This window comes from Desulfocurvus thunnarius, assembly GCF_055390965.1.
Genome location: NZ_AP042411.1, coordinates 1,902,684 through 1,921,711 on the forward strand (window position 1 = coordinate 1,902,684; position 19,028 = coordinate 1,921,711).

The following is a 19,028-nucleotide window of genomic DNA, read 5'->3' on the forward strand; positions in this document are numbered from 1 at the left end:
ATCCCCCCGAAAACATCCGGGCCGGATTTCCATCTGGAAATCCGGCCCGAAGTCTTGCCGGCCTCGCCGAAACCGCCTCGCGGTTGCGGGGCGGCGTGCGGGGTCCAGGGGCCGACGGCCCCTGGCGGAGGGTGCCGGGGGGCGGAGCCCCCCGGCCGGGGTCCGGGGCAGCGCCCCGGCAACTCCCGCCTTAGATGTCCAGATCGCCAACCATGAGGGCGTTGCGCTCGATGAACTCGCGGCGCGGCTCCACCTGGTCGCCCATGAGGTCGGAGAACAGGTCGTCGGCCTCGGCGGCGTCTTCGACGGTAACCTTGAGCAGGGTGCGTTTTTCGGGGTTCATGGTCGTTTCCCAGAGCTGCTCGGGGTTCATTTCGCCCAGGCCTTTGTAGCGCTGGATGCCGATGCCCTTGTTGGCTTCCTCGAGTACGGCGCTCTGCAGGGCGAAGATGTCGCCGAGTTCCAGGCTTTCGTCCTTTTTGACGAGGGTGAAGCGCTGGCCGCCGCAGGCCGTGGCGATGGCGGTCAGGGTTTCATGAGCATGGCGATAGAGCTTGGAATTGAAGAACTCCACGCCGATGCGCGTGCGGTGGCCCTTGCGGTCGTCGAAGACCACGTAGCGCCGGGTTTCCACGTCGTCGTCGGAGACTTCCAGCTCCAGGTCCCAGCCCTGGGCGACGATGTATTTTTCGAAGTCGATCCATTCGCCGTTGGTCAGGGAGGTCGGCGTCAGCCGGGTCTGGAAGCCGATGATGGCCTTGAACAGCGCCTTGGAGATGGCCACGTTTTCAGCCTCGCGGGTCTTGTCCTGGATGGTGCCTATCTTGTCGACGAGGTCCACGAGGGTTTCGCTGCGGAAGGTCGCGCCGTTTTCGGCCTTGATTTCCATGTCGCCGGCCACGCGGCCCAGCAGGTAGCCCACGAACTCGTCTTCGTCGGAGATGTACTGCTCCCATTTGCCCTTGTGGATTCGGAACAGGGGCGGCTGGGCGATGTAGAGGTTGCCGCGCTCGATGAGCCCCGGGTACTGGCGGAAGAAGAAGGTCAGCAGCAGGGTGCGGATGTGCGCGCCGTCCACGTCGGCGTCGGTCATGATGATGATCTTGTGGTAGCGCAGGCGTTCGTAGTCGGTGTCCTCTTCGCCCACGCCGGCGCCCATGGCGGTGATGAGGGCCTTGATTTCCTTGTTGCCCAGCATCTTGTCGAAGCGGGTCTTCTCGACGTTCAGAATCTTGCCGCGCAGGGGCAGGATGGCCTGGATGCGCGGGTCGCGGCCCTGCTTGGCCGAACCGCCTGCGGAGTCGCCCTCGACGATGAACAGCTCGGATTCCTCGGGGCGCTTGGTCTGGCAGTCGGCGAGCTTGCCGGGCAGGGCGTTGTCGGACAGGGCGCCCTTGCGGCGCACGAGGTCCTTGGCCTTGCGCGCGGCCTCGCGGGCGCGGGCGGCGTCCACGACCTTCTCGACGATGCTTTTCACGTCCTTGGGGTTTTCGGCAAAGAAGGTGTTCAGCCTATCGTAGACGATGGTGGACACCAGACCGGCGATCTCGGAGTTGCCGAGTTTGGTCTTGGTCTGCCCTTCGAACTGCGGGCGGGGCAGCTTGACGCTGACCACGGAGGTGAGCCCTTCGCGCACGTCGTCGCCCGTGAGCTTGGTCTTGAGCTTCTTGGGCAGGTCGGATTTTTCGATGTAGTTGTTGATGGCGCGGGTCAGCGCCGTCTTGAAGCCGACAAGGTGCGTGCCGCCTTCCTTGGTGCGAATGTTGTTGGCGAAGGTGAGGACGTTTTCCTTGTAGGTCTGGTTGTATTGCAGGGCGAAGTCGATGGTCACGCTGTCCTGCTCGCCGGAGGCGGATATCATCTCGTGGACGAGCCCGGAGCCGGTGTTCAGGTCCTTGACGAACTGGACGATACCGCCTTCGTACTTGAAGCTTTCGCGGCGCTGGGTGCGCTCGTCGCGGAAGTCGATCTCCAGGCCGGAGTTGAGGTAGGCCAGCTCCTGGAAGCGTTTGCGCAGGATGTCGTAGACGAACTGGTTGACCTCGAAGATTTCCTCGTCGGGCCGGAAGCGGACGATGGTCCCGGTATCCATGGAGGAATCGATGTCCTTGAGCTGGGTCACGGGCACGCCGCGTTCGTACTTCTGATAGTACTTGCGGCCGTCGCGCTGAACGGTGACCTCCAGGTATTCGGACAGGGCGTTGACCACGGACACGCCCACGCCGTGCAGGCCGCCGGAAACCTTGTAGGACTCGTTGTCGAACTTGCCGCCCGCGTGCAGCACGGTCATGACGACTTCGACGGCGGGACGGTGCTCCTTGGGGTGCATGTCCACGGGGATGCCGCGGCCGTTGTCCATGACGGTGACGGAGTTGTCCAGGTGCAGGTTGACCACGATCTTGTCGCAGTAGCCGGCCATGGCCTCGTCGATGGCGTTGTCCACCACTTCGTAGACCAGGTGGTGCAGGCCGCGGATGTCGGTGGAGCCGATATACATGGCCGGGCGTTTGCGCACGGCGGAAAGGCCCTCCAGCACCGTGATGCTGTCGGCGGTATAGCTGTTCTTGGTTCCGTTCTGGGTCATTGAGTGTGTCTACCTCGTTGGTATGCTCTGGCGGCCAGGGCTAGTTGCCGTCCTCTTCGCTGTAGTAGGTCTCCTCGACGATCTTCATCGGCATGATGATGACCTGGTAGTCGGAATCGTCGGCGCCGATGACGCCGCAGGGGCCCTCGGCCCCGGTCAGGCGGAAGGTGACCTTTTCGGACTGAAAATGATTCAGGATTTCGATGAGGTTGCGCGTGGGGAAGGCGATCTTCTTCAGGTCGCCGGAGAACTCCACTTCCAGGGATTCCGACGCGGTGCCCACGTCCTGGCCCTGGCTGTACAGGGTCAGCTCGTTGCCCGCGAACTGGAAGTAGGTGCAGCGGTTGTTGTCGGTGTTGAAGATCATGATGCGCTCCAGGGTGTCGACCATCTCCAGGCGGTCCACCGTGAGCTGGCACACGCCGTCCTCGCGGATCTTGGACAGGAAGGCGTTGTAGTCCGGGTACTGGTAGAACGACAGCGGCAGGCTGAACTGCTCCTTCTTGTCCGCCGTGCGGAAGAACAGCCGCTTGTTGTCGATGTTCATTTCGATTTCATCGGCGGAGAGCCACTTCTTCAGTTCGGCCAGGAACTTGCGCTGAATGAGCACCCCGCCTTCGGGCAACAGGGCGCGCAGGTCGTCCTGCAGGAAGCGGGTCATGGCGAACTGGTGGCCGTTCAGGCCGCAGGCCTCGATGTGATCGGTGGTCTTGGAGGGGGTCAGGTTCATGCAGGCGATGGCCTCCATGGTGTCCTCCTCGCTGATGCAATAGGCGGTGCGGTCGATGAGCTCCTGGAGGAAATCGCCGGACCAGAACACCGACCCGGCCTCGGGGAACTCCGAGAAGTCGGTGAACCAGCTCGCCTCGTTGGTCGGCAGCTTGTACTTGCGGCTGTTCTGCTGGATGGACAATTGCTGGGCGTCCTGGTCCACGCGCAGGGTGATCTGCCCGGGGGGCAGCTTGCGGATCAGATCATAGAACGAACGGCCCTGAACGCCCACCAGCCCTTGTTCCACGATCTCGGCGTTGTACCAGCCACAGAATTCGAGATTGGAGTCGGTGGACATGATGCGCAGGGTATCGTTCTCCACCTTGAGCCAGATGGTGCGCAGCACGGCCGCCCCGGTCTTGGCGGGGATGATGGCGGCTGACTTCTGGAGCCCCTCGATGATGTCGTCCCTGAAGACCTTGAGGTACATCGCGCTCTCCTTGCTCTTCTGCTCTTCTTGATTATGAATGAAAACTGGTTGTGGAAGTAGGGCTGTCACCCGTGTTCCTTTCTCTGGCAACCATTTGGTTCAAATAACTTTTTTATGGAATCTCGTTGTTCGCTCCCGGGCGCCTGGTCCGGCCTTGCGCACACGGCCCCGGCGGCCTAGCCCCGGGAGAGGCACTTGCGTTTGAGCAGTGTCACTATGTTTTTCATTTCCGCGTTATCATCCTGCATTTTTTTGACTTTCTTGATTGCGTACAGGGCGGTGGAGTGGTCGCGCCCACCGAACAGCCGCCCCAGGGCCGGGTAGGAGCTGCCGATGAGTTCGCGGCATAGGAACATGGCCAACTGCCGTGCGCGAACCACGCGGTTGTGGCGGCGGTTGCCGGTCAGGTCCTTGCGGTCGACCTCGAAATGCTCGGCCACGGTTTCGATGATGACCTCGGGGCGGATCTGCTTGCGCGCGGTGCCCGCCGTCTGCGAGAGGATCTGCTCGAAATCCCGGTCGGTGAACGTCTTGTTCACAAACTCCTTATAAGCGTAAAATTTAAGGAGAATTCCCTGCAGGAAGCGCAGGTCCGTGAAGCGCTGGGCCAGGCTGAGAACCTGCTCGCGGGTCAGGTTGATGCGCTTCAGGCGGCAATACTGTTCGATATAGCGCACGCGGATGTCCAGGTCCGGCCGCTTGAGGTTGACGATGAGTCCCCACTCCAGGCGGCTCTTCAGCTTGGGGTCCAGGAATTCGTAGGACGGCAGCTTGTCGGAGCAGCAGAAGATCATCTGTTTCTTGTTGTCGTAGAAATAATTGAAAAGATTGATAAGTTCAGTCTGGAAGCCCTTGTATTTTTTAATAAGCTGGAATTCGTCGATGAACAGGAAGCGGTATTTGTAGACGTGGCCGCGGGCCTTGAAGCGGTCGTTGTCGAAGTCGCCGTTGTAGAGGTTGTAGAGGTCTTCCACCGTGCCGAAAAACACGCTTTCAGGGCTGAATTTCTTGCTGATCTCGTTGGCGATGGCCTTGATGAGGTGTGTCTTGCCCGAGCCCGCCTCGCCGCTGACGATGAACGGGTTGAAGATGATGTCGTTCTGTTTGGCGACCTCGCGGGCCGTGGTCAGCGGGAAGAAGTTCTTCTTGTTGGTCAGGAAGCTGTCGAAGGTGAACTGGTGGCCGAAAGGGAAGTCGATGGACTTGGCCCCGGCCATGCGGGCCTCGGCCGCCTCGGCCGCCGGAGCCGCGCTCTGGTAGTGCAACACGTATCCGGGCCCGAAGAACGTGTGCAGTTCCTGCTCGAAACGTTCCTGCACCGCCCCCTGGAACCACTGGGCGAAAAAGGCGTGCGGAAAGCCGATGTCCAGGCGTTTGTCCGGCTCGCTGATCTCCAGGCGCAACGGGTCGAACCAGCGCGTGAGCTCCTGCCCGGAATAGGCCTTCTGCAAATGCTGGCGCAGTGTTTCCTTTAGTTGGGAACTCATGGATTCCATGCCCGGCCACTCGGCTCCGGGTCCGCGTTCAGGTGAGCGAAGATGCTGGAAAACCAGCGTGTTGAAAAAGGCCAAAACCGGCGCCAGACAACTGGTGATTTATACCCCAAAAGGCCCCGCAAGCCAAGCGCTTTGCCGCCCTTCGGCCACAGCCACCACCCCGCCGGGGTGTGGAAAAAAGCCGTTGCCTTCACCCATGTTTTCGGCCAGCATGGACGGCCCCGGGGCTCCGGCCCGGGAAAACAGACCACAGGAGACAGTCATGGGCAGCTTCAAGGTGAACAAGACCATCGCCGAGATCAACGCGCGCATCCGCTCCGGCAAGGCCGTCGTGCTCAACGCCGAAGAGATGATCGAGGTCGTCAGAAAAAGCGGCAGGGAAAAAGCCGCCAAGGAAGTGGACGTCGTCACCACCGGCACTTTCTCGCCCATGTGCTCCTCCGGTCTGCTCTTCAACATCGGCCAGAAGAACCCGCCGACCATCAAGTGCTCCAACGTCTGGCTGGGCGGCGTGCCCTGCTATGGCGGCCTCGCCGCCGTGGACTCCTACCTCGGCGCCACCGAACCCACGGTGGACGACCCCCTGAACAAGGTCTACCCCGGCCAGTTCAAGTACGGCGGCGGCCACGTCATCGAAGACCTCGTGCGCGGCAAGGCCGTGCATCTGAAGGCCAACGGCTACGGCACGGACTGCTACCCGCGCCGCGACATCGACAAGGACGTGACCCTGGCCGACCTGCCCTACGCGCACCTGCTCAACCCGCGCAACTGCTACCAGAACTACAATTGCGCCGTGAACCTGACCAGCAGGCTCATCTACACCTACATGGGCCCGCTCAAGCCCAACGCGCGCAACGCCAACTACGCCACCGCGGGCCAGCTCTCGCCGTTGTTCAACGATCCGTTCCTCAAGACCATCGGCCTGGGCACGCGCATCTTCCTCGGCGGCGGCATCGGCTACGTGCTCGGCGCGGGCACCCAGCACGTTACCAACCCCCAGCGCAACGAACGCGGCATCCCCCTGACCCCCGCCGGCACCCTCATGCTCAAGGGCGACCTCAAGGGCATGGACGCGCGCTACCTGCGCGGCGTCTCCATGGTCGGCTACGGCTGCTCCCTCTCCGTGGGCGTGGGCATCCCCATCCCGATCCTCAACGAGGAAATGGCCTGGTTCACCGGCGTCGCCGACAGCGACATCCAGATGCCCGTGCGCGACTACGGCTACGACTACCCCAACTGCATGCCGCGCATCCTCAAGCACGCCACCTTCGCCGAACTCAAGTCCGGCGAGATCGAGCTCAACGGGCAAAAGGTCAAGACCGTGCCCATGACCAGCTATACCATGTCCCTGGAAATCGCCGACAAGCTCAAGCAGTGGATCCTCGACGGCTCCTTCCTGCTTACCGAAGCCCAGGAGCCGATCCTGTCCGAGTAGCAAACGGACCGCGCGCTCCGTCCCGCGGGAGCGGGGCGCAGAGCCCCGGCGGCTGCGCCAAGGCCGAAACAAAGAACCGGGCCGGATTCCCAACCACGGGAATCCGGCCCGGTTGTCTGTTCCGGGGGCAATTCGGAAGGGCTTTCCAAAAAACGGATGCCGGAGCGGGGACTTCGCCCGCCCTACCAGTCGGGCTCCAGGCAAACCGTGGCGCCGTCGGGAAGGATGATCTTCCAGGCATGGAGCATCATGCGCGGCGCGGCGTCGGGTCGGCCGTATTTGCGGTCGCCCACGATGGGCAGACCCCGGCTGGCGAGCTGGACGCGCAATTGGTGGGTGCGCCCGGTGCGCAGGTCGAGTTCCAGGAGTGCGGTTTCGGGGCCGGACTCCAGGCAGCGGGCCAGGGCCAGGGCGGGCTTGCCCCCGGCATCCGCCGGAGTGGGGCTGACGCGCTGACGTTGTTCTCCTCCGGTTTTGGCCAGGGTGTCGCTCAGGACCAGGGTCTGGCCCGGGGTCAGGCGGCCGTGGACGCGGGCCAGATAGAACTTGCGCAGGGAGTGGTCGGCAAAGGCCCGCTGGAGGCCGCGCAGGCCCTGGTAGGAGGTTCCGGCGAGCAGGATGCCCGAGGTGTCGCGGTCCAGGCGGTGGGCCGGGGTGGGGGTGAAGGTGGCTGCGGGGAACATGGCCGCCAGGCGGGTGCTGGCGGCGTCGGTGTGCCCCGTGCCGGGTTGCGAGGGCAGCCCGGCGGGCTTGGCCACGGCGATCCAGCCCGGGCCCCGGGCGAGGACGGCCAGGGCGGGGGCATCGGGGGCAACGGGCGCGGGGTCGGCAACGCGCAGGGGGGGCAGGCGCACGCGTTGGCCCGCATGCAGGCGGTCGAAGGGCTTCTTGCGCGCGGAGTCCACGCGCACCTGGCCGCTGCGGATCAGGCGCATGAGCAGGGAGCCGGGCACGTCGGGGCCGAGCCTGCGGGAGAGGAATTGCAGCAGCTTCTGGCCGTCTTCCTCGGGGCTGACCTCCAGGTGCCGGACGCCGCTGCGCTGGGTGGTGTCGGCCTTGTCGGGGGGCATGGGGCGCAGTCTAGCGGATGAGACCCGGAAGGAACAGGGCCAGGCCGGGCCAGAGCATGAGCAGGGCCACGCATACGGCGTAGGCGGCCAGGAAGTAGCTGATGCCCCGGAAGATGCTGGAGGTGGGCACGCCGGTGGCCATGCTGGAGACGATGAAGGCCGACACGCCCACGGGCGGGGTCACGGCGCCCATGGTGGTGACCACGGTGATGACCACGGCGAACCAGGTCGGGTCGTAGCCCATGGCTTCGGCCACGGGGAAGAAGATGGGGATGGTGATGAGCAGCAGGGCCAGGGCGTCCATGACGGCGCCGCCGATGACGTAGATGCCGCAGATGATGCAGATGACGACCCAGTGGGGGATATCCAGCCCGGCGACCCACTGGGCGGTCTCGAAGGGCAGGCGGGTGACGGCCAGGAAGCGCCCGAAAAGCACGGCCCCGGCGACGATCATGAAGATCATGCAGGACACGCGCAGGGTGTCGGCGCAGGCGGCGGTGAAGCGCTTCCAGGTCAACTGGCGGCCGAGGAGGCTGATGCCCAGGGCGATGGCCGATCCGGCGGCCCCGGCCTCGCTGGGGGTGAACAGCCCGGCGAAGAGCCCGCCCATGACCAGGGCGAAGAGTACCAGCATTTCCACGGACCCGGGCAGGGAGCGCAGCTTCTGGCCCCAGGAGGTGGCGGGCCCGGCGGGGGCCCAGGAGGGGTGGCGCAGGCACACGAGCCAGACGGTGGCCAGGAACAGGACGGTCAGCAGCACGCCGGGCACGAGCCCGGCCCAGAACAGCTTGGCGATGGACTGGCCGGTTTGCAGGCCGATGATGATCAGCACCACCGAGGGCGGGATGACCACGCCGAGGGTGGAGCCCACGGCCACGGCGCCGGTGGAAAGGATCGGGTTGTAGCCGTATTTCTTCATTTCCGGCAGGGCCACGGTGCTCATGGTCGCGGCCGTGGCGGTGTTGGAGCCGGAGATGGCCGAGAACCCGGCGCAGGCCAGGATGGTGGACATGGCCAGCCCGCCGCGCACCTGCCCGGTCCAGGTGTAGGCCGTGTTGTACAGGCGCTTGTTGACCCCGCAGTGGAAGCAGATCTGACCCATGAAGATGAACAGCGGGATGACGGTCAGCCCGTAGGAGGAGAAGACGCCCCAGAACTCGGTGCCGAGCATGCCCAGGGCGGCGTTCATGTTGATGACGTGGGCGAAGCCGAGGAAGCCGACGATGGCCATGGCGAAGCCCACGGGCATGCGCAGGAAGAAGAGCATGGCCATGAGGGCCGCGACGCCCAGGATGCCGACGGTGGCGAGGCTCATGGGCGTTTCCTTTCGCCGGCCAGGGCGTGGAGCAGGTCGCGCAGCAGGGTCAGGGCCAGGGTGGCGCAGCCCAGGGCCACGGCGAAGACGAAGGGGTGGTAGATGATGTGCAGGTCTTCGGAGAGCTCGCCGAACTCGATGAGCGAGAAGCCGAAGAGGGCGGTGCGCCAGGCGGCCAGCAGGAAGAACAGCCCGCAGGCGAGATGCGAGAAGGCGTCCACGAGTCGTTCGGCGCGGCGCGGGAGCATGCCCTGGAACATGGTCAGGGCGATGTGCCCGCCGCGAAGCTGGGTCGGCGCCAGGGCCAGGGCGCAGACCAGGGCGCCCAGAAAGCCCATCATCTCGTAGGTTCCGCGCAGGGGCGCGTTCATGGCGCCGCGCATGAACATGTTGGCGCAGGCCAGGGCGATCATGCCCACGAGGAACAGCCCGCCCAGGGCGAGCAGCAGGCGCGAGAGGCGTTCGCAGAGGGCGTCGAGCAGGGCGATGGCTTTCATGGGCAGGGGTCGGGTCGGTGTGGGCAAAAAGGGAGCCGGGGAGCGGCGGGCTCCCCGGCGTCCGGGACCGCGCGGGCGCGGTTACTTGTCGTACTTCTGGCGCAGGGCCTTGACTTCGGCCAGGATCTGGTCGGCGGGGACGCCCTTGGCCTCGGCGGATTTCTTCCAGGCGTCGATCATCACGGCCAGGGCGGCCTCGGCCTTGTCCAGTTCGGCCTGGGGCAGCTCGATGACCTCGATGCCGTACTTTTCACGCGACCAGTCGAGGGACTCCTGAACGTGGGCGTCGAGGTAGCGGCCGGTCCACTCGGCCTGCTCGGCGGACAGGCCGTCGAACACGGCCTTCACGTCGTCGGGCAGGGCGTTCCACTTGTCCAGGTTCATGATGACGGCAAAGGGATAGACCACGAAGTTGGTCACGGTCTGGTACTTGAGGTACTCGGCGAAATTGAAATCCTTCAGCCAGTCGAAGGAGGAGAGCACGCCCTTGATGAGCCCCTTTTGCAGGGCCTCGGGGGTGTCGGAAGCGGGCATGGACACCGGGGTGGCGCCCAAAAGCTCCAGCACCTGGGAGGCGCCGCCCGAGCCGCGCAGTTCCATGCCCTTCAACTGGTCGAGGCTGGTGACGGGCTCCTTGCACATGATGTTGGACGGCGCGCTGGCGAACAGGGTCAGCACCTTGACTCGGCTGAACTCCTCGGGCTTGTGGGCGGCGTAGAGCGCCCACAGGGCCTGGCTGGCGGCGGTGGCGCTGGAGAAGCCCAGGGGCTGCTCGAAGACGTTCATCATCGGGAACACGCCGGGCTGGTAGGCCATGGAGATGCAGCCGATGTCGGCCTGGCCCTGGATGACGCCGCTCCACATGTTTTTGGCGCCGAGCAGGGTGGAGCCGGGGTAGGTCTGGATTTCGACCTTGCCCTGGGTCCGGGCGCGCACTTCCTCGGCCCAGCGTTCCATCTGGACGCAGGGAAAGGTGGGTGCGGGCGGGAAGTTGGCGTAGGACAGCGTAAGGGCCTGGGCCCGGGCCACGCCGGGCAGTAGGCAGGCGGCGGCCAGCAGCGCCGCGGCCAGGAAGCGGGCGGCCTTGCGGGCGGGCGTGGCCTGTCGGGTGTGAGCCTTCATCTGCGCATCTCCCTTTGGGCTGCGTTGCGGCCCCGGGGTGCCGGGGCCGGGTTCGTGGCCGCGGCGGCTCGCCGCGGGGGGTATCCTGTCTATTCGCCCTGTCTGTCCACGGGGCCGTCGGTGCTGTCCAGGTCCAGGGAGTAGGAGAAGACCACGGTCTTGCGCTGGGCGATGCCCGAGGCGCCGGGGTAGGTGTTCAGGCACACGTAGAGGTCGGTGGTTCCGTCGTTGTTGATGTCGGCCAGGCCGTAGTCGGTGACGGTGCCCTTGATGCGCCGGGTCTTCCAGGCCAGGGAGAGGCCCACGCCGTCCCAGAACATGGAGTGGATCTCGCCGTTGGGGAAGAAGCGGTAGCGCTGGAAGAACTGGGCGGCCACCGAGATGTCCTTGTTGACCAGGACCTCGAACTGGCCGTCGCGGTTCAGGTCGGTCACGAGCATGCGCAACGGCAGGTAGTAGATGTTCACGAACTGGTCGCGGTAGGTGCCGAAGCCGGGCATGGTGTCGGGCACTTCGAAGCCCAGGGCCGAGCCGCCGTACTGCTCCATGGTGGTGGCCAGCAGGTCGAAGCGGGGCGTGTAGACGTTGATATGGTCCGAGCCGTCGATGATGAGCAGTTTGTAGTCGTTCCCTTCCTGGGGCAGGTAGGTGAAGTTGAAGACGTTGGCCGACGGCGGCAGGGAGACGCGCTTGCCCAGGGTGTACTCGCCGTCCATCTTGACCACTTCGTGCACGGGGGTCTCGTTGAGCACGTTGTTGCGGCCCGGGCGCTGGCCCACCAGAATCGGCTGGTAGGTCGGCGGCATCCTGACGACGTTGAAGAACAGCTTGACGCGCTCGGCCACGGGCACGAAGTGGCCGTCCTTGAAGTTGTAAATAAAGGAGTTGGGCTCCTCGCGGAAGAAGCCGGAGACGACGATCTCCATGAGCCCGTCGTTGTTCAGGTCGATGAGGTTGATGTTGAGCATGTCGGTCCGTCCGCCGGGGGCGATTTCGCCCACGGGCGTGAACGAGTCGCCTTCCAGGCGGTAGACGTAAATCTTGGTCTCGCTCAGGAAGAACATCTCGACCTTGCCGTCGCCGTCGGCGTCGCCGCAGACCATGCCCACGGAGATGAACGGCAGCGAGGGGCTGCGCCAGCGGCCCGGGGTGTCCTCGGAGCCCTGATACCGGAACTCGGGGTTGATGTAGTAGTCCTGAACGGCGGCGTCGCGTTCGTTGACCACGAGGTCGGGGTTCAGGACCTGCGGGCGCTTCTTGGCCGCGGCCTGGGCGGCCTGGGGCTCCTCGCGCTGGAACACGCCGGCGTTGATGCCCTTGGCGATGCCTTCCAGGGCGGGGATCAGGCCGCTCAACTCGGCCTGGGCGCTTTCGGGGCTGGTGCCCTCGGCGCTGGTGGTGCGCACGTCGATGCTGCACTGCTCGCCGAGCATGGTCACGCTGCCCCAGACCACGTAGTCCGCGCCCAGGGAGGGCAGCAGGGCCGAGGCCTCGGCCTCGCTGGTGGGGGCGGCGGCGCCCGCGAGCTTGTCCTTGTCCAGGGCCACGAGCTTGTTCGGCCAGCTCAGGCGCGAGACGAGCATGTCCTGAATGCCCCGGGCGAGATACTGGTACTTGTCGGGGCCGTTGATGGTGAACGGCAGAACGGCGAAGGTCTTGGCGGGCTCCTGGGCCCCGGCCAGGCCGGGCAGCAGGAGGGTCAGGGCCAGGACGCAGGTCGCCAGCATGCGGAGAGAACCCATCTGTGCGCTCCTTGGGAAAGGTCTTGTCCGGGCCGGGGCCCGGGTGAGGTTGCTGTTCCGGCCCGCCCCGAAAGGCGGGGGAGGCGCCGCGGCGGGCGCTTGGGAAACCTCCCTGTAGCACCTTCTTTTCCCGGACGCAAAAGGTTCATGGGCCGCCCCGGGCATTGTGCCGCGCGCCGCGCCGGGCTATCCTGCCCCGGCGCCGCCTTCGCGGCCCCGAGCCACCCGCGCCGCCACCCCGGCGCCCGCCAGTGAGGACACATGACCGCACCCAGCCCGCCCGCGGGGCGCACCTTCCGTTTCGCCTGCCCCGGGGCCGACCTGCCCCTGGCCCGGGCCCTGCTCGCCGGCCAGGGCTACGCCTTCGAGCCCGAGCCCTTCTGGCCCCTGGCCGCCCGGCTGACCGCCGAGCCCCGGCCCCTGGGTTCCAGCGTGGCCAACTTCTTCGGGCTCATCCATGTGCAGGACAAGTCGTCCATGCTGCCGCCCCTGCTGCTGGCGCCGCCACCCGGCGCCGCCGTCCTCGATCTGTGCGCCAGCCCCGGCAGCAAGACCGGGCTGCTGGCCCGGCTTGTGGGCCCGGGGGGCTTCGTCCTGGGCAACGAGCCGAACGGCGCGCGCCTGGAAACCCTGCGCCGGACGCTGGAGCGCACCAACGCCCTGGCCTGCGGCACCTGCTCCTTCCCCGGGCAGGCCATCCCCCTGGAGGACGGTTCCTGGCCGTTTATCCTGCTCGACCCGCCCTGCTCCGGCCTGGGCACACTGGACAAGCATCCCGAGGCCCGGCGCTGGCAGGGCGCGCGCGCCGAGCCCCTGGAGCGCCTGCAACGCGAACTGCTGGCCCGCGCGGCGGCCCTGCTGGCTCCCGGCGGCGCGCTGCTGTATTCCACCTGCACCACAAGCCCCGCCGAGAACGAGGCCCAGACCGCCTGGGCCATGGACCGCCTGGGCCTGGAACTCGACCCCCTGGCTCCGCCGCCGGGCTTCGTCGTCCGTCCGCCCGCCCTGCCCGGGCTGGACGGTGTGCTGCCCGTGGATGGCGACGCCTCGGGCGCCCAGGGCTTTTACCTCGCCCGCCTGCGCCGCCCCGGGCCGTCGCCCGGAGCCCCGGCGTCCGTTTCCGGAACCCCGGCGGCCAGGGGAACACTCCTGGGCGCCGCCGAAGCCGCCGCCTGCGCCGAAGCCGGGGCCGACTTCTCCGGGCTGCCTCCCGGCGAACTCCGCCGCTTCGGCGACGCGCTGTTCCTCGTCCATCGCCGGGCTTCGGCCTTGCTGCCGCCCGGCCTGCCCTGGCAGGGGCTGCCCCTGGGCCGTTTCCACGGCGACCGGGGCGACCGGGGCGACCGGTTCCGGCCCAACCCGCGCCTGCGCGCCCTGCTGCCCGCCGATCCCGGCTGCGCCGTTCACGCCGATTCCGTGGACGCCGTCGCCCGCCTGCTGGCCGGGCAGGCCCTGCCCGCGCCGCGCGCGCCCTTTGCCGTGCTGTATTTTCAGGGCCGCCCCCTGTGCCGCCTGGCCGTCAAGGGCTCCCGCGCCCTGTGGGCCGAACGCTGACGGCGCCGTACCCGGCGCACGGGCGTGTCGGCCCGTCGTTTTCGGGCGGAGGCGGCCCTGAAGGCGTCCATCCCCGGCCGTTCACCACCCGCTGGCCGCCATCCACCGCCGGGGCGGTTGACATCGGGCGGGGATTGGCGTGGGGTTGGCCCGACACGCGGCGCGGGAGGGACATGGTTATGCTTGAGGCCAAGAACCGTCTGGGGATCGTCTTTTTTCCGGCTTTCGACTGGTCCATCAGCCCCACGCATCCCGAGCGGGAGGAGCGGTTGCTCTACACGCGGGACCAGTTGCTGGAGGAGGGCCTGTTCGACATCGACGGCGTGACGGAGCACCGCCCGGAGGTGGCCACGCTGGAGGACGTGGAGCGGGTCCATTTCTGCCTGCCGGACGTGGCCGGCGTGGCCACGCAGTCGCACCTGATCTCGGCGGGCGGGGCCATCAAGGCGGCGCGGCTGGTCATGGAGCGCGAGGAGGAGAAGGCCTTCGCCCTGGTGCGGCCCCCGGGGCACCACGCCATGAAGTTCGTCCACGGCAGCCGGGGCTTCTGCAACATGAACATCGAGGCCGTGATGCTCGAGTGGATCCGCGAGACCTACGGCCCCCGGCGGGTGGCCATCGTGGACACGGACTGCCACCACGGCGACGGCACTCAGGACATCTACTGGCACGACCCGGACACGCTGTTCATCTCGCTGCACCAGGACGGGCGGACCCTGTATCCGGGCACGGGCTTCCCGCTGGAACTGGGCGGACCCGGGGCCTACGGCAAGACCATCAACGTGCCCCTGCCGCCCCTGACCTCCGACGAGGGCTTCCTGCACGTCATCGACCACGTGGTGCTGCCGCTGCTGGAGGACTTCAAGCCCGATCTGGTCATCAACTCAGCCGGGCAGGACAACCATTTCTCGGACCCCATCACGAACATGAACTTCTCGGCCCGGGGCTACGCCATGCTCAGCGAGCGGCTGAACCCGGACATCGCCGTGCTGGAAGGCGGCTACGCCATCCAGGGCGCGCTGCCGTACGTGAACCTGGGGTTGTGTCTGGCCATGGCCGGGCTGGACTACCGGGGCGTGGTGGAGCCGGGCTTCGACCCCGAGCGCCTGCGCCAGCCGCAAAAGGTCACGGACTACATCAAGCGGCTGTGCGACGACGTGCGCGGGCTGTATTTCAACCCGCCGCGCGAGCGCATGCAGGGCGAGGAGTGCGACGGCTTCCGCGTGCGCCACAAGGACATTTATTATGACACCGACGGCATCAGCGAGTCGCAGGTGGAGTCGGTGCTGCTCTGCTGCGACTGCCCGGGGGTGGTGCGCATCGAGTCGTGGTCCACGGCGCATCCGCTGTCCGTGGGCGTGGAGATACCCCAGCGCGCGTGCGACCGCTGCCACGCCCGGGGAATCCAGCTTTTCGAGGAGGCCCAGCTCAAGGGCGGCTACCGCTACGTGCAGCTCATCGACCGTCGGGGCAAGGTCTACCGCCAGTCGGGGTTCTAGGAGGCGGGCGCCTTCTGGGCCGCAAAAGGGCCGGGCCGCGCGGAGCATTCCGCACGGCCCGGCTCTTTTGCGCCGCGGTGCGGCCTGCTACAGGAACAGCAGCAGGGACAGGGCCATGACGCCCATGCCCAGCACGGCGCCCAGGATGCAGTGGTGGTGCTCGCCGTATTCCTCGGCGGCGGGCAGGAGCTGGTCCAGGGAGATGAAGACCATGATCCCGCCCACGGCGGCGAAGAGGCAGCCGAAGAGGGTCGGCGTGAAGAAGGGCATGAGCAGCAAAAAGCCCACGGCGGCGCCCACGGGCTCGGACACGCCCGAAAGGAAGGCCAGCAGGAAGGACTTCTTGCGGTCGCCCGTGGCGTAGAACAGCGGCACGGACACGGCGATGCCCTCGGGAATGTTGTGGATGGCGATGGCCACGCCGATGGCCAGGCCCAGGGCCGGGTCGGACAGGGCGGCCGTGAAGGTGGCCAGGCCCTCGGGGAAGTTGTGGATGGCGATGGCCACGGCGGCCAGCGTGCCCGTGCGTTTGAGCTTGCCGAAATCGTGGGCCTCGTTGCGCGGCAGGTTGCGCAGCCCGGCGTCCATTTCCTCGATGGAGTGCAGCTCGTGGGGGTTTTCGTAGTCGGGCACGAGGCGGTCGATGAGGGCGATGAGGGCCATGCCGCCGAAGAATGCGCCCACGGTGGCCCAGGTGCCGGTGGCGTCGCCCAGGGCGGCGGTCAGGGCGTCCCTGGCCTTGGCGAAGATTTCCACGAAGGACACGTAGAGCATGACCCCGGCGGAGAAGCCCAGGGCCACGGACAGGACCTTGGTGTTCGTCTGGCGGGCGAAGAAGGCCACGGCGGCGCCGATGCCGGTGGCCAGCCCGGCGAAGAGGGTCAGGGCGAAGGCGTAGAGGACGGTTCCGGTTTCCACGGGCGGGCTCCTTGCGGCTGGTTGCGCGGGGGGCGACGGTTTCTTCTAGCGCCGCCTCCGGGCGCGCGCAAGCCCGAAGCACGGCCCGGGCGATTGACAGCGCCCCCCGGGGCGGATACACGCGAGGCAGACAGGCACATTCAACAGAGGATAGTGGATGTTTTCTTCATTGGATTCCGTGCGTCATGCATAGCAAGGGCTGTTGCACGACACGCTAGGTTTTGCGGCAAGAGCCCTTGCTCGATCCTAAAATACCATTAGGAGGGAGCATGATGGGCTACAGAAAGGCAAGCGACGTGTTGCCCCGGCATCTGCTGCGGGCGATACAGGAGTATATCGACGGCGAGGCGCTGTACATCCCCCGCAGGCAGGAAAACAGGAAGCGGTGGGGCGAGGCGACCCAGAGCAGGCAGCGCACCCGCGCCAGGAACGACGAGATCGCCGCGCGACGCCGCGCGGGGTGTTCCGTCGCCGACCTGGCCCGGGACTACTGCCTGTCCGCCAAGGCCGTCTACAAGATCCTCTCCGGCATGAAAGGCCGTTGACGCCAAGGCGCCCCGAACTCTTCGGGGCGCCTTTTCCTTTGCCAAACGAGAAGTGGAGTGCCCGCGGCCGGGGCCTGGGGTATGAGGGGGCAAACGAACCCCACCGGGACACGACCGGAACACGACACAAGAGGACACGACGACCGTGACCATTCCCACCCCGTTCACCGACGGCTACGACAAGGCTTTTCTGCTGGAGAACATGATGGGGCCCAACGCCATGCGCGTTGCCGAGGAGATGGCCTCCTTCCTGACCCTGCGCCCGGGCATGCGCGTGCTCGACCTGGGCTGCGGCATGGGCATCTCCTCCATCCTGCTGGCCGAGAAGTTCGGCGTCACGGTGTTCGCCGCCGATCTGTGGATTCCCCCCACGGACAACTTCCGGCGCTTCGCGGCCCTGGGCCTGGAGGCGCGGATCATCCCCCTGCATGTGGACGCCACCGGGACGCTGCCCTTTGCCGAGGGCTATTTCGACGTGCTTTTCTCGGTGGATTCCTACCAGTACTTCGGCGCCGACGAGACCATGCTGCCGAAGCTTCTGCCCCTGGTGCGCCCGGGCGGTGAGGTTGCCGTGGCCGTGCCCGGGCTGCTGCGCGAACTGCCCCCGGCCCGTAAGCCCTGGGTCGGGGTGTCCGGGCTTGAGGTGCCCCCGGAGTTGCAGCCTTACTGGGTGCAGGAGATGGACGGGCAGTTCCACTCCCTGCCCTGGTGGCGGGCGCTGTGGGAGCAGGCCCCGGGCCTGCGCCTGGGCCCCTGTCGCGAGATGGACTGCCTGCGCCGGGCCTGGGCCGACTGGCTGGAAAGCCCCCACCCCTACGCCCGGCGCGACGTGTCCATGATGCAGGCCGAGGGAGGGAAGCATTTCTCGTTGGTGCAACTGTGCGGGCAGCGGATGTAGCGCGCGGCTCCGGCCGCACCGCCGCCGTTGTCGCCGCCTGCATCGAAGGAGAACGGACATGGACTTCAGCCCGCTGCGGGCCCTCGGCTTCGACGACTGGTTCCAGGCCCGCGCGGACGAATCGGGCCTGGATGGCTGCGGCTTCGCGCGCGTGGTGGCGGTCGACCGCGGCGCCTGCCTGATCCGGAACGGGTCGGGGGAAATCCCCGCGGAGCTTTCGGGGCGGCTGGCCTTCCTGGCCGAGGGCCCCGCCGACCTGCCCTGCGTCGGGGACTGGGTTACGGCCAGTTTCCACAACGGCGGCGAGGCGGCCCTGGTCCACCGGGTCTTTCCGCGCAGGACGCTTCTGCGGCGCAAGGCCCCCGGCGGAGGCACGCAGGTGCAGATGATCGCCGCCAACATCGATGCGGCCTTCATCGTCCAGTCCTGCCACGTCGACTTCAACCCGGCGCGGCTGGACCGCTATCTGGTCATGGCGGTGCAGGGAGGGGTGGAGCCGGTGGTCGTGCTCGCCAAGACCGACCTGACCGGCCCGCGGGAGCTTGCGCGCAAGCGCGCGCTCGTGGAGGCCGCCACCCGGGCCCGGGTCATCGCCCTCAGCGCGCTGACCGGGGCCGGGTTCGACGACTTCCGGCGGGCCCTGGCCCCGAGCGGGACCTACTGCCTGCTCGGCTCCTCGGGCGTGGGCAAAACGACCCTCGTCAACCGCCTCCTGGGCCGGGAAACCTTCGGGACCGGAGCCGTCAGCGCCACGGGGGAAGGCACGCACACCACCACCCGCCGCCAGCTCGTCGTGCTCGCCCAGGGCGCCATGCTCGTGGACACGCCCGGAATGCGCGAACTGGGCATGGCGGGCGCCGGTGAAGAGGTCGCCACGGGCTTCGACGAGATCGCCGCCCTTGCGGAGCGCTGCCGTTATGCGGACTGCCGCCACGAACACGAGCCGGGCTGTGCCGTCCGGGCCGCCCTGGAAAGCGGCGCACTGTGCGGGGAGCGCTACGCGAGCTACCTGAAGCTCAGGAAGGAGGCGGAGTTCCAGGAACTGAGCGCCCTGGACAAGCGCAGGAGGGACAAGGCCTTCGGGCGGCTCGTCAAGGAGGTGCAGCAGCGCGGGCCGAGGCGGCGCGGCTGAGGCCCGTCCCGGGCCCCGGG

Annotated in this window: 15 protein-coding genes; 6 read left to right on the forward strand and 9 right to left on the reverse strand. The window is 66.9% G+C overall.

The window, feature by feature from the left end:
• Positions 1-190 precede the first annotated feature (190 nt).
• The 3 genes from gyrB to ACZ5KV_RS08265 all read right to left on the reverse strand — a co-directional run bounded on the left by gyrB (position 191) and on the right by ACZ5KV_RS08265 (position 5,281).
• Entirely contained in the window at positions 191-2,584 is a 2,394-nt protein-coding gene (gyrB, locus tag ACZ5KV_RS08255; protein WP_464238826.1) for a DNA topoisomerase (ATP-hydrolyzing) subunit B, read from the reverse strand.
• A 40-nt stretch (positions 2,585-2,624) separates the two neighbouring features.
• On the reverse strand, positions 2,625-3,785 hold the full coding sequence (gene dnaN, locus ACZ5KV_RS08260; protein WP_464238827.1) for a DNA polymerase III subunit beta: 1,161 nt from the start codon (positions 3,783-3,785) through the stop codon (positions 2,625-2,627).
• A 176-nt stretch (positions 3,786-3,961) separates the two neighbouring features.
• Positions 3,962-5,281 carry a DnaA ATPase domain-containing protein gene (locus tag ACZ5KV_RS08265; protein ID WP_464238828.1) on the reverse strand — a complete coding sequence of 440 codons (1,320 nt, stop codon included), beginning with the start codon at positions 5,279-5,281 and terminating at the stop codon, positions 3,962-3,964.
• A gap of 262 nt (positions 5,282-5,543) precedes the next feature.
• Between ACZ5KV_RS08265 and ACZ5KV_RS08270 the strand changes: the two genes are divergently transcribed.
• Positions 5,544-6,716 (forward strand): homocysteine biosynthesis protein, encoded by a 1,173-nt coding sequence (locus tag ACZ5KV_RS08270; RefSeq protein WP_464238829.1) that lies wholly within the window; start codon positions 5,544-5,546, stop codon positions 6,714-6,716.
• A gap of 182 nt (positions 6,717-6,898) precedes the next feature.
• On the opposite strand, the gene ACZ5KV_RS08275 is transcribed toward ACZ5KV_RS08270, so the two are convergent.
• The 5 genes from ACZ5KV_RS08275 to ACZ5KV_RS08295 form a co-directional block, all read right to left on the reverse strand.
• A complete protein-coding gene (locus ACZ5KV_RS08275) occupies positions 6,899-7,786 on the reverse strand; it encodes a pseudouridine synthase family protein (protein ID WP_464238830.1) in 888 nt (295 codons plus the stop codon).
• A 10-nt stretch (positions 7,787-7,796) separates the two neighbouring features.
• Positions 7,797-9,101 (reverse strand): TRAP transporter large permease, encoded by a 1,305-nt coding sequence (locus ACZ5KV_RS08280; RefSeq protein WP_464238831.1) that lies wholly within the window; start codon positions 9,099-9,101, stop codon positions 7,797-7,799.
• A complete protein-coding gene (locus ACZ5KV_RS08285) occupies positions 9,098-9,598 on the reverse strand; it encodes a TRAP transporter small permease (RefSeq protein ID WP_464238832.1) in 501 nt (166 codons plus the stop codon). Before ACZ5KV_RS08285 ends, ACZ5KV_RS08280 begins: the two co-directional genes overlap by 4 nt.
• An 81-nt stretch (positions 9,599-9,679) precedes the next feature.
• The gene (locus ACZ5KV_RS08290; protein ID WP_464238833.1) at positions 9,680-10,720 is read right to left on the reverse strand and encodes a TRAP transporter substrate-binding protein; all 1,041 of its coding nucleotides are present in this window, start codon (positions 10,718-10,720) and stop codon (positions 9,680-9,682) included.
• 89 nt (positions 10,721-10,809) lie between these two features.
• Positions 10,810-12,462: an FG-GAP-like repeat-containing protein gene (locus ACZ5KV_RS08295; protein ID WP_464238834.1), complete on the reverse strand. Its 1,653-nt coding sequence runs from the start codon at positions 12,460-12,462 to the stop codon at positions 10,810-10,812.
• Between the two features lie 261 nt (positions 12,463-12,723).
• On the opposite strand from ACZ5KV_RS08295, the gene ACZ5KV_RS08300 reads away from it, so the two are divergent.
• Together ACZ5KV_RS08300 and ACZ5KV_RS08305 are read left to right on the forward strand one after the other, a co-directional pair.
• Positions 12,724-14,016: an RsmB/NOP family class I SAM-dependent RNA methyltransferase gene (locus ACZ5KV_RS08300; protein WP_464238835.1), complete on the forward strand. Its 1,293-nt coding sequence runs from the start codon at positions 12,724-12,726 to the stop codon at positions 14,014-14,016.
• Between the two features lie 179 nt (positions 14,017-14,195).
• Positions 14,196-15,515, forward strand: a complete 1,320-nt coding sequence (locus ACZ5KV_RS08305; RefSeq protein WP_464241825.1) for a histone deacetylase family protein — start codon at positions 14,196-14,198, stop codon at positions 15,513-15,515.
• Between the two features lie 87 nt (positions 15,516-15,602).
• On the opposite strand, the gene zupT is transcribed toward ACZ5KV_RS08305, so the two are convergent.
• Positions 15,603-16,433, reverse strand: coding sequence for a zinc transporter ZupT (zupT, locus tag ACZ5KV_RS08310; protein WP_464238836.1), 831 nt, complete (start codon positions 16,431-16,433; stop codon positions 15,603-15,605).
• A gap of 269 nt (positions 16,434-16,702) precedes the next feature.
• Here zupT and ACZ5KV_RS08315 point away from each other — a divergent pair, with 269 nt between their 5' ends.
• From ACZ5KV_RS08315 to rsgA, 3 genes are all read left to right on the forward strand, one after another.
• Positions 16,703-16,978: a CD3324 family protein gene (locus ACZ5KV_RS08315; protein WP_464238837.1), complete on the forward strand. Its 276-nt coding sequence runs from the start codon at positions 16,703-16,705 to the stop codon at positions 16,976-16,978.
• Between the two features lie 145 nt (positions 16,979-17,123).
• A complete protein-coding gene (locus ACZ5KV_RS08320; RefSeq protein ID WP_464238838.1) occupies positions 17,124-17,876 on the forward strand; it encodes an SAM-dependent methyltransferase in 753 nt (250 codons plus the stop codon).
• Between the two features lie 58 nt (positions 17,877-17,934).
• Positions 17,935-19,008, forward strand: a complete 1,074-nt coding sequence (gene rsgA, locus ACZ5KV_RS08325) for a ribosome small subunit-dependent GTPase A (protein WP_464238839.1) — start codon at positions 17,935-17,937, stop codon at positions 19,006-19,008.
• Positions 19,009-19,028 lie beyond the last annotated feature (20 nt).

Coding starts and splice junctions, on each gene's coding strand:
- gyrB (WP_464238826.1), bottom strand. CDS start 2,584: ATGACCCAGAACGGAACCAAGAACAGCTATACCGCCGACAGCATCACG.
- dnaN (WP_464238827.1), bottom strand. CDS start 3,785: ATGTACCTCAAGGTCTTCAGGGACGACATCATCGAGGGGCTCCAGAAG.
- ACZ5KV_RS08265 (WP_464238828.1), bottom strand. CDS start 5,281: ATGGAATCCATGAGTTCCCAACTAAAGGAAACACTGCGCCAGCATTTG.
- ACZ5KV_RS08270 (WP_464238829.1), top strand. CDS start 5,544: ATGGGCAGCTTCAAGGTGAACAAGACCATCGCCGAGATCAACGCGCGC.
- ACZ5KV_RS08275 (WP_464238830.1), bottom strand. CDS start 7,786: ATGCCCCCCGACAAGGCCGACACCACCCAGCGCAGCGGCGTCCGGCAC.
- ACZ5KV_RS08280 (WP_464238831.1), bottom strand. CDS start 9,101: ATGAGCCTCGCCACCGTCGGCATCCTGGGCGTCGCGGCCCTCATGGCC.
- ACZ5KV_RS08285 (WP_464238832.1), bottom strand. CDS start 9,598: ATGAAAGCCATCGCCCTGCTCGACGCCCTCTGCGAACGCCTCTCGCGC.
- ACZ5KV_RS08290 (WP_464238833.1), bottom strand. CDS start 10,720: ATGAAGGCTCACACCCGACAGGCCACGCCCGCCCGCAAGGCCGCCCGC.
- ACZ5KV_RS08295 (WP_464238834.1), bottom strand. CDS start 12,462: ATGGGTTCTCTCCGCATGCTGGCGACCTGCGTCCTGGCCCTGACCCTC.
- ACZ5KV_RS08300 (WP_464238835.1), top strand. CDS start 12,724: ATGACCGCACCCAGCCCGCCCGCGGGGCGCACCTTCCGTTTCGCCTGC.
- ACZ5KV_RS08305 (WP_464241825.1), top strand. CDS start 14,196: ATGCTTGAGGCCAAGAACCGTCTGGGGATCGTCTTTTTTCCGGCTTTC.
- ACZ5KV_RS08315 (WP_464238837.1), top strand. CDS start 16,703: ATGATGGGCTACAGAAAGGCAAGCGACGTGTTGCCCCGGCATCTGCTG.
- rsgA (WP_464238839.1), top strand. CDS start 17,935: ATGGACTTCAGCCCGCTGCGGGCCCTCGGCTTCGACGACTGGTTCCAG.